This window comes from Nocardioides pini (genome assembly GCF_026712185.1).
GTDB classification, from domain to species: Bacteria; Actinomycetota; Actinomycetes; order Propionibacteriales; family Nocardioidaceae; genus Nocardioides; species Nocardioides pini.
This window is the reverse complement of record NZ_JAPPUX010000005.1, coordinates 193,528-206,713: the sequence shown is the minus strand read 5'-3', so window position 1 is coordinate 206,713 and position 13,186 is coordinate 193,528. Positions and strand designations below refer to the sequence as shown.

General features: G+C 71.6%; 15 protein-coding genes. 7 read left to right on the top strand and 8 right to left on the bottom strand.

Annotated elements, in window-relative coordinates:
- Positions 1-43: 43 nt before the first annotated feature.
- From NYO98_RS17865 to trxA, 5 genes are all read left to right on the top strand, one after another.
- Positions 44-2,020 carry a protein kinase family protein gene (locus NYO98_RS17865; protein WP_268113102.1) on the top strand — a complete coding sequence of 659 codons (1,977 nt, stop codon included), beginning with the start codon at positions 44-46 and terminating at the stop codon, positions 2,018-2,020.
- A gap of 67 nt (positions 2,021-2,087) precedes the next feature.
- Positions 2,088-2,759, top strand: a complete 672-nt coding sequence (gene sigM, locus NYO98_RS17860) for an RNA polymerase sigma factor SigM (protein WP_268113101.1) — start codon at positions 2,088-2,090, stop codon at positions 2,757-2,759.
- Between the two features lie 48 nt (positions 2,760-2,807).
- Positions 2,808-3,569: a hypothetical protein gene (locus NYO98_RS17855; protein WP_268113100.1), complete on the top strand. Its 762-nt coding sequence runs from the start codon at positions 2,808-2,810 to the stop codon at positions 3,567-3,569.
- A 99-nt stretch (positions 3,570-3,668) separates the two neighbouring features.
- Positions 3,669-4,682, top strand: coding sequence for a thioredoxin-disulfide reductase (gene trxB, locus NYO98_RS17850; RefSeq protein ID WP_268113099.1), 1,014 nt, complete (start codon positions 3,669-3,671; stop codon positions 4,680-4,682).
- 100 nt (positions 4,683-4,782) lie between these two features.
- Positions 4,783-5,106 (top strand): thioredoxin, encoded by a 324-nt coding sequence (gene trxA / locus NYO98_RS17845; protein ID WP_308213175.1) that lies wholly within the window; start codon positions 4,783-4,785, stop codon positions 5,104-5,106.
- A gap of 9 nt (positions 5,107-5,115) precedes the next feature.
- On the opposite strand, the gene NYO98_RS17840 is transcribed toward trxA, so the two are convergent.
- The gene (locus NYO98_RS17840) at positions 5,116-5,760 is read right to left on the bottom strand and encodes a GNAT family N-acetyltransferase (protein WP_268113098.1); all 645 of its coding nucleotides are present in this window, start codon (positions 5,758-5,760) and stop codon (positions 5,116-5,118) included.
- Between the two features lie 42 nt (positions 5,761-5,802).
- Here NYO98_RS17840 and NYO98_RS17835 point away from each other — a divergent pair, with 42 nt between their 5' ends.
- A complete protein-coding gene (locus NYO98_RS17835; protein ID WP_268113097.1) occupies positions 5,803-7,017 on the top strand; it encodes a pyridoxal phosphate-dependent aminotransferase in 1,215 nt (404 codons plus the stop codon).
- 47 nt (positions 7,018-7,064) lie between these two features.
- Positions 7,065-7,841, top strand: a complete 777-nt coding sequence (locus NYO98_RS17830) for a lysophospholipid acyltransferase family protein (protein WP_268113096.1) — start codon at positions 7,065-7,067, stop codon at positions 7,839-7,841.
- A 246-nt stretch (positions 7,842-8,087) separates the two neighbouring features.
- Here NYO98_RS17830 and NYO98_RS17825 read toward each other — a convergent pair whose 3' ends face one another.
- From NYO98_RS17825 to rnpA, 7 genes are all read right to left on the bottom strand, one after another.
- Positions 8,088-9,098, bottom strand: coding sequence for a ParB/RepB/Spo0J family partition protein (locus NYO98_RS17825; protein ID WP_268113094.1), 1,011 nt, complete (start codon positions 9,096-9,098; stop codon positions 8,088-8,090).
- A 13-nt stretch (positions 9,099-9,111) separates the two neighbouring features.
- Complete coding sequence (locus NYO98_RS17820; protein ID WP_268113093.1) at positions 9,112-9,966, bottom strand: ParA family protein; 855 nt, start codon at positions 9,964-9,966, stop codon at positions 9,112-9,114.
- A 286-nt stretch (positions 9,967-10,252) separates the two neighbouring features.
- Positions 10,253-10,930: a 16S rRNA (guanine(527)-N(7))-methyltransferase RsmG gene (gene rsmG / locus NYO98_RS17815; RefSeq protein ID WP_268113091.1), complete on the bottom strand. Its 678-nt coding sequence runs from the start codon at positions 10,928-10,930 to the stop codon at positions 10,253-10,255.
- A 50-nt stretch (positions 10,931-10,980) separates the two neighbouring features.
- Positions 10,981-11,484 (bottom strand): Jag family protein, encoded by a 504-nt coding sequence (locus NYO98_RS17810; protein WP_268113551.1) that lies wholly within the window; start codon positions 11,482-11,484, stop codon positions 10,981-10,983.
- 113 nt (positions 11,485-11,597) lie between these two features.
- Complete coding sequence (yidC, locus tag NYO98_RS17805; protein WP_268113090.1) at positions 11,598-12,569, bottom strand: membrane protein insertase YidC; 972 nt, start codon at positions 12,567-12,569, stop codon at positions 11,598-11,600.
- On the bottom strand, positions 12,570-12,836 hold the full coding sequence (gene yidD, locus NYO98_RS17800) for a membrane protein insertion efficiency factor YidD (RefSeq protein WP_268113089.1): 267 nt from the start codon (positions 12,834-12,836) through the stop codon (positions 12,570-12,572).
- Entirely contained in the window at positions 12,833-13,186 is a 354-nt protein-coding gene (rnpA, locus tag NYO98_RS17795; protein WP_268113087.1) for a ribonuclease P protein component, read from the bottom strand. The genes yidD and rnpA overlap by 4 nt, the downstream gene beginning before the upstream one ends.

The following is a 13,186-nucleotide window of genomic DNA, read 5'->3' as shown; positions in this document are numbered from 1 at the left end:
TAGAGTGGGCCCAGCAGCGGGACGCGAGAGGGAGGTGGGGTGAGTGGTGCCGATGTCGATGCAGGCCGGTGACGTGCTCGCCGGGCGCTACCGCCTCGACGACCTGCTCGCCGAGTCCGGGGCCGGCCGGTTCTGGCGCGCGCACGACCTCGTCCTCCACCGGCCCGTGGCCGTGCACGTCCTCGCCGAGGACGACGCGCGCGCCCAGCCGCTCCTCGAGGCGGCGCGCCGCACGGGTCCGGTCATCGACCGCCGGCTGCTGCGCGTGCTCGACGCCGAGGCCTCAGACGGCCGCTGCTTCGTGGTCAACGAGTGGGGCCAGGGCGACTCCCTCGACATCCTGCTCACCCGCGAGGGGCCGATCGCTCCCCGCCGCGCGGCCTGGCTCGTGGCGGAGGTCGCCGACAGCCTCGTCGGCGCCCACGACGCCGGCCTCGCCCACGGCTGCCTGACGCCCGAGCACGTGCTCATCGACCAGCACGGCCAGGTGCGGATCATCGGCTTCGGGGTCGAGGCGGCCCTCCGCGGCCTGCCCGCCGGGCGGGTCAACGTCGACGAGATCGACCTGGCCGGCCTCCTCTACTGCGCGCTCACCGGCAAGTGGGCCGGGGTCTCGCCGTCGTCGCTCCCGCCCGCGCCCGAGGTGCACGGCGAGGTGCTGCGCCCGCGCCGCGTGCGGGCCGGCATCCCGCGCGTGCTCGACGCGCTGTGCGACCAGGTGCTCAACCCGCAGCGGGAGTCCGACCGGCCGCACCCGACCGCGCGCAGCATCCGCGACCTCCTCCTCGAGCACGTCGGCGAGATGACCGGCACCCACGTGGCGGTGCCCGGCGGGCGGTCCACCCCACCGCCCCCCTCGTCGCTCTCCACCCCGCCGCCGACGTCGGCCGCCGCCCCGACCACGGTCGTGCCGGTCGCGCCGGCCGCAGACCTCGCACCCCACGCCGAGCCCGTGCCCGAGCCGGCCGGGGAGCCTGAGCCGGACCCCGCTCTGCAGCCGGATGTCACGACCCAGGTCGCCGCCGAGGAGCCCCCGCCCGCTGCCGACCCGCCCCCGTCGAGCACCGACCTGCCCACGCAGGCCGGGATGCCGGTCTTCCACGACGACGACGAGGTCGACTGGCTCCGCAAGCGCGCCGACAAGCCCGCACCGCCGCCGCCGCTCGCCGCCCCCGCGCCCAAGCCGCTGTTCGCGCCCGACCCGCCGGAGGGCGAGCCCGTACGCCGTCCCCGCCCGGGCAGCCGCGCCACCAACCCGGCGTACTGGCCCTGGGACTCCAGCCAGGACTCCGGGGTCGACCCCCACCGCGACTCGGGCGTGCGCCCCGGGGGTCGCGACACCGGGTCGTGGTCCTCCGGCTCCTGGTCCGCGGACCGGTGGGACACCGGCGACGGGTTCGACGACACCGGCGACCAGGTGCCCGGACGCAGCTGGATCCGGCTGGCGATGATCGTGGGGATCTGCCTGCTCGTCGGCGTGGCGGCGGTCGCGGCCTACCAGCTCGGCCTGAAGCCGCCGACGCCCGGCTCCAGCGACGAGCCCACCACCACGACCACGCCGAGCGTCGCCGCACCCACCCCGTTCACCGACCTGGCCGCCGACGACTTCGACCCCCAGGGAGCGCCTCCGCAGGAGGAGAACCCGGACTCGGTGCCCAACGTCCTCGACGGCGACCCCGCGACCTCGTGGTCCACCTCGACCTACCAGCAGAACTTCGGGCCCGCCGGGCTCAAGACCGGCGTCGGTCTCGTCATCGACCTCGGCTCGACCAGGGCCGTGCGGCAGGTGCGCGTCACCACCTCGGGTGGACAGACCTCCCTGGCGGCGTACGTCACCTCCGAGCGCCCGACGGGCGTGGCCGGGCTGACCCCCGTCGGGACCGCGTCGGGCGACGGTGAGCTGACGATCGACCTCACCGAGCCGGTGTCGGGGCAGTACGTCACCGTCTGGCTGACCCTGCTGCCGCAGGTGAGCGACGGCTACCGCGGCACGATCACCGACGTGCAGGTGCTGGGATGACCACCCCACGACGTTCTTCGTCTCCTCCGCTGCGCTCCTGCGTCGGACAACGCCTCGGGGACCCCGGGTGAGCTCCGGCCCGACAGGCGACGAACGGTCTGACAAGGTCCTCCTCCAGGCCCACGTCGACGGCGACACCGACGCCTTCGGTGTGCTCTTCGCCCGGCACCGCGACCGGCTGTGGGCGGTCGCGCTCCGCACGATGGGCAACCCCGAGGACGCCGCCGACGGCCTCCAGGACGGCATGATCGCCGCCTTCCGACGGGCGGGATCCTTCCGCGGTGACGCCGCCGTCACGACCTGGCTGCACCGGGTCGTGGTGAACGCCTGCCTCGACCGGCTCCGGGCGGCGAAGATCCGCCGCCTCGAGCCCATGCCCGACGACGTCGAGGACCGCGGCACCGTGGTCGCGACCGCCGTGCACGACGACCAGCCGGAGGCGGTCGCGGAGGATGCCGAGCGACGCCGACGGGTGCTCGACGCCCTCGCCACGCTGCCCGCCGAGCAGCGGGCGGCGCTCGTGCTCGTCGACATGGAGGGCTACCCCGTCGCCGAGGTGGCCGAGATGCTGGGCTGCGCCGAGGGCACCGTGAAGTCGCGCTGCTCGCGCGGTCGCACCAGGCTCGCCGCGCTGCTCGCCGACCTCCACCACCCCGCCGGTGACCCGCCTCACGGGAACCCGCCCCCCGAGGGCCCCGTCCAACCCACCGGACGTCCGCGGGGTCCGCCCGCGCCCTGAGCGACCCGCCACCCCGTCCCCCGCCCGCCACCGAGGAGGTGACCACCGATGACCGAGTCCTCCGGGATGCCGCCCGAGCAGGAGGCCGTACGCCGCCTGCTCGCGGACGCCCGCCACGACGGGCCGCCGCCCCCCGAGGTCGTCGCCCGCCTCGACGACACCCTCGCCTCCCTCGTGGCCGAGCGAGCGTCCGCCGGCGTCGGCGAGCCCGCGGCCGCGCACGACGACCGCTCGCCGGGACGCGTCGTCGACCTCGGCTCCCGACGTCGCCGCATCGCGAGCATGGGCCTGCTGGCCGCCGCCTCCGTCGTGGTCGCCGGGGTCGCGATCGGCCAGGTCCTCCCCCGCGACGGCGGCGACGACTCCAGCAGCTCGAGCGCCGGGTCCGCGTCCGACTCCTCCCTCGCCGAGCCACCCGAGGCGGGCGGCGCCGGCGCCGACTCGAGCACGGAGGAGGGAGGTGACTCCGGTACTGCGTCCGAGCCGGCGCCGGAGTCGCTGAAGAGCTCTCCCAGCACCCCGTTCGCGGGCGTTCCGGCCCTGTCCACCGTGGACGCCGACCTCGACGACCAGGTCCTCGCCCTGCGCGCGGACGGCTCCAGCCGGCGCGAGCAGCTCGCCTCGCTCGACGCGCTCGGTCGCTGCGACCTCCCTCGCGCGGCCCGGACCGCCGAGCTGGTGGCCGCGGAGCTGGACGGCCAGCCTGGCCTGGTGGTGTTCCGGCGACCGGTCGGGGAGCTCCAGCGCGTCGAGCTCTACGTCTGCGGCCAGGCCGACCCTGTGCGTACGATCACGCTGCCCGCGCCCTGACCGCGCGGGAACGGTGCGGAACAACGGTCGCCTACGATCGGTTGAGGACGACGTACCGCACCAGCCCGTTTCTGAGCCAGCAGGAGTCACTGACCACACATGAGCACCAGCACCGAGACCCGCAACGTCATCATCATCGGCTCGGGGCCCACGGGCTACACGGCCGCCGTCTACGCGGCTCGTGCCTCGCTCAACCCGCTCGTCTTCGAGGGCTCGGTCACCGCCGGCGGTGCGCTGATGAACACCACCGAGGTGGAGAACTTCCCCGGCTTCCGCGACGGCATCATGGGCCCCGCCCTGATGGACGAGATGCGCGCCCAGGCCGAGCGCTTCGGCGCCGAGCTGGTCGCCGACGACGTCGTCGAGGTGGACCTCACCGGTGACGTGAAGGTCGTCAAGACCGCCACCGACACCTACACCGCGCGCTCGGTGATCCTCGCCACCGGCTCGGGCTACCGCAAGCTCGGCCTCCCGCGCGAGGACGAGCTCTCCGGCCGCGGCGTCTCCTGGTGTGCCACGTGTGACGGCTTCTTCTTCCGCGAGCAGGCCATCGCGGTCGTCGGTGGCGGGGACTCCGCCGTCGAGGAGGCCACCTTCCTCACCCGCTTCGCCTCCAAGGTCTACCTGATCCACCGCCGCGACGAGCTGCGCGCCTCCAAGATCATGCAGGAGCGTGCCTTCGCCGACCCGAAGCTCGAGATGGTGTGGAACTCCGAGGTCGCCGAGATCAACGGCGCCGACAAGCTCGAGTCGATCACGCTGCGCGACACCCGGACCGGCGAGCAGCGCGACCTCCCCGTCACCGGCCTCTTCATCGCCATCGGGCACGACCCCCGCTCCGAGCTGCTGACCGGTCAGGTCGACCTCGACGACGACGGCTACGTGCTCGTCGACCACCCCTCGACGAAGACCAACCTGCCCGGCGTCTTCGCGGCGGGCGACCTCGTCGACCACCACTACCGCCAGGCCATCACGGCCGCCGGCACCGGCTGCGCCGCCGCGCTCGACGCGGAGCGCTTCATCGCCGCCCTCGACCACGAGGCCTCCACCGCCGGGGACGCCGCGGCGACCGTCGAGGCCATCGAGGAGCAGGTCCAGACCGCGGGCGCCTGACCCCCGCCACCCGCCGCGCCGCCGGGAACATCTGTCGGTGGCGTGGTGTTCAGTAGACATCGCCGCACGACAACACAGACCTCCTGAAAGGGGCACTTCCGTGGCCAACATCGCCGCCGTGACCGACGCCGAGTTCGAGGCGCAGGTCCTCAAGTCCGACAAGCCCGTCCTGGTGGACTTCTGGGCGGAGTGGTGCGGTCCGTGCCGCCAGGTCGCCCCGATCCTCGACGAGCTCAACGCCGAGCACGGCGACAAGCTCACGTTCCTCAAGATGAACGTCGACGAGAACCCCGTGACCCCCTCGTCCTACCGCGTCACCGGCATCCCGACGATCAACGTCTACCAGGGTGGCGAGGTCGTGAAGTCCATCGTCGGGGCCAAGCCGAAGGCCGCGCTCCTCAAGGAGCTCGACGGCATCATCTGACGTGACCAGCTAGTCGCGCGAGGCGACCCGCACCGATCCGATCGGGCGGGTCGCCTTCTTCGTGGGGCGCACGGCTCCCCACACCTTCTCCAGGGCGAGCTCGACCTCGTCCTTCCAGCTCAGCGCGGTGCGCAGCTCCATCCGCATGCGCGGGGTCGTGGGGTGCGCCCGCTGGGTCTTGAAGCCCACGCTGCCGAGGAACTCCGCCGGCAGCACGCACCCGACCGTCGTGCCGCGCGTGTCGCCGTACGCCTCGATCGCGGTGTGCCCGCGCTCGACCAGGTCCGCGGCCATCGCCTGCACCAGCAGCCGGCCGAGGCCACCTCGGCGCAGGCCGGGCTCGACCCACGCGGTCGCGGCGATGATCGCGTCGGGCGAGCCCGGTGCCGTCGGCAGGGTCGCCGCACCCGGCAGCCGCGCCGCCGGGGCGTAGACGATGTGGCCGACGGTGCGGCCGTCGAGGCGCACGACCCGGCCGCACGAGCCCCAGTCGCGCAGGACCGTCGAGAGCCAGCGCTCCTTCTCCGCGATCCGCTCGTCGTGGTCGAGCCGGGCCCGGTCGACGGGCGAGAGCTCCCAGAACAGGCACGATCGCACCGGGTCGGCCAGCTCCGCGAGGTGGTCGACCGTCAGGCGCGCGGTCTTGCGGGACACGCTCCCGATGCTAGCGCCGGACGGCTCCTGAGAGGATGGAGCGTGCGCCAGATCCGACAGAGCAAGAAGCTGCAAGGTGTCCGCTACGACGTCCGCGGACCGATCCTGGTCGAGGCGCAGCGGCTCGAGGCCGAGGGCCACCGGATCCTCAAGCTCAACATCGGCAACACCGCGCCGTTCGGGTTCGAGGCCCCCGAGCAGATCCTCGCCGACATGATCCACCACCTGCCGCAGTCGCAGGGGTACGCCGACAGCCAGGGCATCTGGTCCGCGCGCACCGCGGTCATGCACTACTACCAGTCGCGGGGCCTGCGCGACGTCGGCGTCGAGGACGTCTTCATCGGCAACGGCGTCTCCGAGCTGATCTCCATGGTGCTGCAGGCCTTCGTCGACGACGGCAACGAGATCCTGGTCCCCGCGCCCGACTACCCGCTCTGGACGGGTGCGGTGACGCTCGCGGGCGGGATCCCGGTGCACTACCGGTGCGACGAGGAGTCGGACTGGAACCCCGACCTCGCCGACATCGAGTCGAAGATCACCGAGAACACGCACGCCATCGTCATCATCAACCCCAACAACCCCACGGGTGCCGTCTACAGCAAGGAGACCGTGAAGGCGCTGGTCGACATCGCCCGGCGCCACCACCTCGTCGTCATGGCGGACGAGATCTACGAGAAGATCCTGTTCGAGGACGCCCAGCACCACCACGCGGCGACGTACGCCGGCAACGACGTGCTGTGCCTGACCTTCTCCGGGTTGTCGAAGGCCTACCGCGTGTGCGGCTACCGCGCCGGCTGGGTGATGATCTCCGGCCCCAAGGAGATCGCGACCGACTTCCTCGAGGGCCTGACGCTGATCGCCAACATGCGGATGTGCGCCAACGTGCCGGCGCAGCACGCCATCCAGACCGCCCTGGGCGGCTACCAGTCCATCGAGGAGCTCATCGGCCCCGGTGGTCGCTTCTACGAGCAGTCGATGCTCGCCCACCGCCTCCTGAACGAGATCCCCGGCGTCAGCAACGTCAAGCCGCGCGGCGCCCTCTACTGCTTCCCGCGGCTCGATCCCGCGGTCTACCCCGTTGACGACGACCAGGAGCTCGTCCTCGACCTCCTGCGGGCCAAGAAGATCCTGGTCACGCACGGCACCGGCTTCAACTGGCCCCACACCGACCACTTCCGGCTCGTCACGCTGCCCGAGGCATCGGTCCTCGAGGAGGCCATCGGGCGCATCGCCGACTTCCTCGCCACGCGACGCTGATCACGAAGGGTCGCGGCCACCAGTCCGGTGACCCTAGGCTCCTCGCCATGCGCGATGTGACCTACCCACCGATCATCGTCACCGCCAAGGCGGCCTTCAGGGTCCTCGGGCAGCGCTTCCGGATGACCGGCACCGAGCACGTCCCGCGGGAGGGCGGCGTGCTCCTGGCCTACAACCACATCGGCTACGTCGACTTCATCTACGGCGGCCTGGCGGCGAACCCCTCGGGCCGGCTCGTGCGCTTCATGGCGAAGCGTGAGCTGTTCGACCACCGGTGGGTCGGTCCGCTGATGCGCTCGCTGCACCACATCGAGGTGGACCGGGGCGAGGGCATCGCGAGCTTCCACACGGCCGTCGACTTCCTGCGCCAGGGCGAGGCGGTGGGCATCTTCCCCGAGGCGACGATCTCGCGCGCCATGGAGCTCAAGGAGTTCAAGACCGGTGCCGTACGCCTCGCGGCGGAGGCCGGCGTACCCCTCGTGCCCGTGATCCTGTGGGGCACGCAGCGGATGATGACCAAGGACCACCCGCGCGACTTCTCGCGCGGGAAGACCATCGCCATCACCGTCGGCGAGCCGATGCACCCGACCGGTGACGACCCGGTCGGCGACACCGCCCGCCTGCACGCCCAGATGTCGCAGATGCTCCGCGACACCGTCGCCTCCTACCCCGCGGACGAGCAGCCGCCGGGGGCGTGGTGGGTGCCGGCCTCGATGGGCGGCACCGCCCCCACGCTCGAGGAGGCGGCCCGCCTCGACGCCGAGGAGAAGCGCGAGCGGGCGCGCAAGCGCGCCGAGAAGCGGGCGCGGAAGACAAAACGCTAGATCGACAGATGGACTCGTCGACAGGTCGATCTGTTGCTTTGTCGACATTCATCCTCTCGACGCTGCGTCATACGAACCCGCGCCTATAAGTGCCGATCCGTATGACGCACACCGCCACCTTCACGCTGCGTCATCCGAACCCGCACCCATAGGTGCCGATCCGTATGACGCACACCGCCACCTTCACGCTGCGTCATACGAAACCGCACCCATAGGTGCCGATCCGTATGACGTAGCCCCGGGACGTCAGATGGGTCGGTCGTCGCGGTTGCGGGGGTCCATGATGTCGACGATCCGGCGCAGGTCGTCGAGGCTGGCGAACTCCACGGTGATCTTGCCCTTGGCCTTGCCGAGGTCGACCTTGACGCGGGTCTCGAGCCGGTCGGAGAGACGATCGGCCAACTCGGTGAGCCCGGGCGCGACCGGCTTGCGGCGCTGGACGCGCGGGGCGGACTCCTCCTCGGCACCCACGGAGACGATCTCCTCGAGTCCGCGCACGGAGATGCCCTCGGCGGTCACCCTGGCGGCAAGCTTGTCCTGCAGCCCGGCGTCCTCGACGGAGAGCAGGGCCCGGGCGTGGCCGGCCGACAGCACGCCGGCGGCGACACGACGCTGGACCGCGGGGGACAGCTTGAGCAGCCGCAGCGTGTTGGAGATCTGTGGGCGCGAGCGGCCGATGCGCTGGGCGAGCTCCTCGTGCGTACAGCCGAAGTCCTCGAGCAGCTGACCGTAGGCCGCCGCCTCCTCGAGCGGGTTGAGCTGCGAGCGGTGGAGGTTCTCCAGGAGCGCGTCGCGGAGCATGTCGTCGTCGTCGGTCTCGCGCACGATCGCCGGGATCGTGTCCCGGCCGGCCTGCTGGGAGGCGCGCCAGCGGCGCTCGCCCATGATGAGCTCGTAGGAGTCCGCACCCGTGCGACGTACGACGACGGGCTGCAGGAGGCCGACCTCCTGGATGGAGTGCACGAGCTCGGCGAGCGCCTCCTCCTCGAAGACCTGGCGCGGCTGCCGGGCGTTGGGGCGGACCTGCGCGATGGGCAGCTCCGCGAAGTAGGCGCCCGCCACGGTGCCACCCGGGACGGGCGACTCCACCGCGGGCTCGGGCTCGGCCGTGCCGCCGCTCTGCGGACCCTGGCCGTTGGGCCCGGGAGCCCGGGCCGGGTGAGCGGTGACGGGCGGGGCGGGAGGCTGACTGGGAGTGGTCGGGATGAGGGATCCGAGGCCTCGCCCCAGTCCGCGGCGGGGTGCGTTGCTGCTCATGCGCTGACCTCGTTCATGCCGGTGCTCCCTTGCTGGCGATCTCGCGGGCGGCCTCCAGGTAGGAGAGCGCTCCCGCCGACGCCGGATCGTAGGTCATCACGGTCTGTCCGTAGGACGGCGCCTCCGAGACGCGGACCGACCGCGGCACCGCGGTCTTGAGCACCTGGTCGCCGAAGTGCCCACGCACCTCGTCGGCCACGCCTGCGGCGAGGCGGGTGCGCGCGTCGTACATCGTGAGCAGGATGGTGGAGATCGTCAGCCGCGGGTTGAGGTGCTGGCGGACCATCTCGACCGTCTCGAGCAGCATGCCGAGCCCTTCCAGCGCGTAGTACTCGGCCTGGATGGGGATGAACATCTCGCGACCAGCGACGAGCGCGTTGAGGGTGAGGAGCCCCAGCGACGGCGGGCAGTCGACCAGGACGTAGTCGAAGCGGTCGTCGCCCACGTCGGTCGCGCTGCCGACCAGGGGATGGCCGGTGATCGCACGGTCGAGGCGCTGCTCGCGGGCCACCACGCTGACGAGCTCGATCTCGGCGCCGGCAAGGTCGATCGTCGCCGGCACGACCCACAGTCCCGGGAGGTCGGTGCACTCGGTCATCACGTCCGCGAGGGGTGCGCCCTCGACGAGCATGTCGTACGTCGACGGCACGCCGCGGTGGTGCTCGATCCCGAGGGCCGTCGAGGCGTTGCCCTGCGGGTCGAGGTCGATGACGAGCACCTTCTGACCCAGCTGGGCCAGCCCGGCCGCCACGTTGACCGTCGACGTGGTCTTGCCGACGCCGCCCTTCTGGTTCGCGACCACGAGGACGCGGGTGGCGTCCGGACGCGGCACGCCCTGGCGCCGCAGGCCTCCGGTGCGCGCCAGCACCGAGTGCTGGGCAGCCTGCGCCAGCGGCGTTCCCGGGTCGGCGAAGTCGTTGTCGTGGCCGGCGAGCTCGCCCGCGGTCCGGACCTGCCACGCGGGTCGTGTTTCACGTGAAACCTCGGCGACGGTCGTTTCACGTGAAACACCGCCGTTGTCCCCGACCTGTGGAGAAACAGTCGATTCCTGTGGATGGTCCCGCTCAGGGGACCGGTCTGGAGCAGTGGAAAACGGGTACGGATCGTCACCCGCGCCGCGCCAACCCATGTCGTCGCTGGGGCCCTGGCTCAACTCAGCTCACCTCTCGCTTGGCCGTACGCCGACGCCCGGGGCGTCGCTTGGGGTCACGGGCAAGGGGCCAACCTATCCGGGCGGGGTCCGCCCAGGGGACCCGCACCACGGTGGTGGGGGGATCCACCAGACCGGCGCCCACCTCGAACACCTCGGGCTCACCGCAGCGCCACCTGGCCAGGAAGGACCGCGACTCCTCGATCTCGTCGTGGATCGACCGGCCCTTCATCGCCACGGTGGCACCGGACGGCGCGACGAGCGGCATCGACCAGCCGAGCAACCGCTCCAGCGGTGCGACGGCGCGAGCCGTCACGACGTCGAAGGTGGCCGCGCCGTGCAGGTCCTCGGCACGACCCCGGACCACGGTCACGTTGCCCAGCCCGAGCTCGGCGACGACCTCGTCGAGGAACGTCGTACGCCGCAGCAGCGGCTCGACGAGCGTCACCGCCAGGTCTGGGCGCGCGATGGCCAGCACCAGTCCGGGGAGCCCGGCGCCCGTGCCGATGTCGCACACCGACACCGAGTCGGGCACGGCCTCGCCCAGCACCGCGGAGTTCAGGACATGGCGCTCCCACAGTCGCGGCGCCTCGCGTGGACCGATCAGGCCGCGCACGACTCCCTCGGTGGCGAGCAGCTCGGTGTAGCGCACCACCAGCGGCAGCCGCTCGGACGCGAACACCCTCCGCGCCGCCGAGGGCACGGAGGGTGTTTCACGTGAAACGTCGTCGCTCACGCGGGGAGGATCACCACGTGACGCTTGGGCTCGGCGCCCTCGGACTCCGACGTCAGGCCAGCGGCCGCCACGGCGTCGTGGACGACCTTGCGCTCGAACGCGCTCATGGGCTCCAGGGACACGGGCTCGCCGGACTCCTTCACCTCGGCGATCGAGGTCTCGGCGAGGGCGACCAGACGCTCACGCTGCTGCGCGCGGTGTCCGTCGATGTCGAGCATCAGCCGCGACCGCTCACCGGTCTCGCGGTAGACCGCCAGGCGGGTGAGCTCCTGGAGCGCCTCCAGCACCTCACCGTTGCGCCCCACGAGCTGGCTGAGGTCTGCCCCGCCGATCTGCACGCTGGCCCGGTCACCCTCGACGTCCATGTCCAGGTCGCCGTCGAGGTCCGCGATGTCGAGGAGCTCCTCGAGGTAGTCGGCGGCGATGTCGCCCTCGTGCTCGAGGCGCTGCACCTTGGAGGGACGGCTGGTGCCGGTGGACTCGCTGGTCGGCTCGTCCACCTCGGTCGTCTCGGCGGCGGCCTCGCCGTCGGTCAACTGCTCACTCACGTGTGTCTCCTGCTTCTCGGTCAGGTACGACGACACCCTCGCGAGCGTCGTCTGGGGAGTTCGGGTCAGCGCTTCTTCTTGGTGCGCTGGGACTTGCTCTGGCGCTGCGGCTGCTGGCGGCTCTGCGACTTCTCCGCACGGCGGGCCTCCGCCTCGGCGGCGAGGCGCTCCTCCTCGAGCTGCGCAGGCGTCTTCAGACCCTTGCGGGCGGCCTTCGCCCGGTCCCGCTCCTCCTTGGCCGTGGCCGCAGGGGTGCCGGGGGCGGGGTTGTTCCGGATGACGTAGAACTGCTGGCCCATCGTCCAGAGGTTGGAGGTGGTCCAGTAGAAGAGCACGCCGATCGGGAAGGCGATGCCGCCGACGGCGAACACGACCGGGAGGATGTAGAGCAGCATCTTCTGCTGCTGGGCGTAGGGGCCGGAGAGGGCGTCGGCCGGCATGTTCTTGCTCATCAGCTGGCGCTGCGTGAGGAAGGTGGTCGCCGTCATGGCGAGCACCAGGATCGCAGCCAGCACCCGAACGCCGATGTCGTCGGTGTTGAGGAAGGTGTCGGAGATCTTCGCGCCGAGGAACGTCGCGTCACGGAACTGCTCGTTGAGCGTGACGGTCATCAGACCCTTGGGGTCGTCCGGGTTCTTCACCGCCTGGTCGATGAGGCGGAACAGCGCCAGGAAGATCGGCATCTGCAGCAGGATCGGCAGGCACGACGCGAACGGGTTCGTCCCCGAGTCCTTGTAGAGCTTCATCGTCTCCTGGGCGAGACGCTCCCGGTCGTGGCCGTACTTCTTCTGCAGCTCGCGGACCTTGGGCTGGATGAGCTGCATGTTGCGGCTGGACTTGATCTGCTTCACGAAGAGCGGGATCAGCGCCATGCGGATCACGAGCGTCAGCCCGATGATCGACAACACCCAGGCGATGCCGGTCGCGGGACCGAAGATGCTCCCGAACAGCTTGTGCCAGCCCACCAGCACCGCGGAGATGACGTAGTAGAGCGGCGCCATGATCGCGCTGCCGATGGTGCCGAAGAAGTCGAGCACTCAAGCTCCTCGAGTTGCGGTGGACGTGGTGGAAGACGGGGTGCCCGACCCGGTGCGGGGCGGGACGGGGTCGTACCCGCCGGCCGCCCACGGGTGGCAGCGGGCGAGACGGCGTACGGCCAACCAGGTGCCGCGGACCGACCCGTGCACGGTGACGGCCTCGAGGGCGTACGCCGAGCAGCTGGGGTGGTAGCGGCAGACCTGGCCGTAGAGCGGGCTGATCGCGAAGCGCCAGGCGCGGATGAAGCCGATGAGGAGGTGCTTCATGACGGGCTCACCCTGCTCAGCGTACGGGCGAGATCGGCGCCGAGGGAGGCGTACGACGCCTTGGACGCGGCCGGCAGGGCACGGACCACGAGCGCAGCACGACCCGGGAGCTCCTCCAGTGCAGCGAGGTGCTCCCGGGTCAGGTGCCTGAGTCGTCTCTTCACACGGTTGCGCGTGGCGGCGTTGCCGACGGCCTTGCCGACCGTGAACCCGACCTGCACAGGTGCCGGCGTGGCGTCCGGATCCACCCACAGGTGGACCACGACGGTCGCTGAACCAGCGCGTCGCCCCTGGCGCACCGTGCGGCGGAAGCCGTCACTGGTGGTGAGGCGGTGGACGGCGGAGAGCAC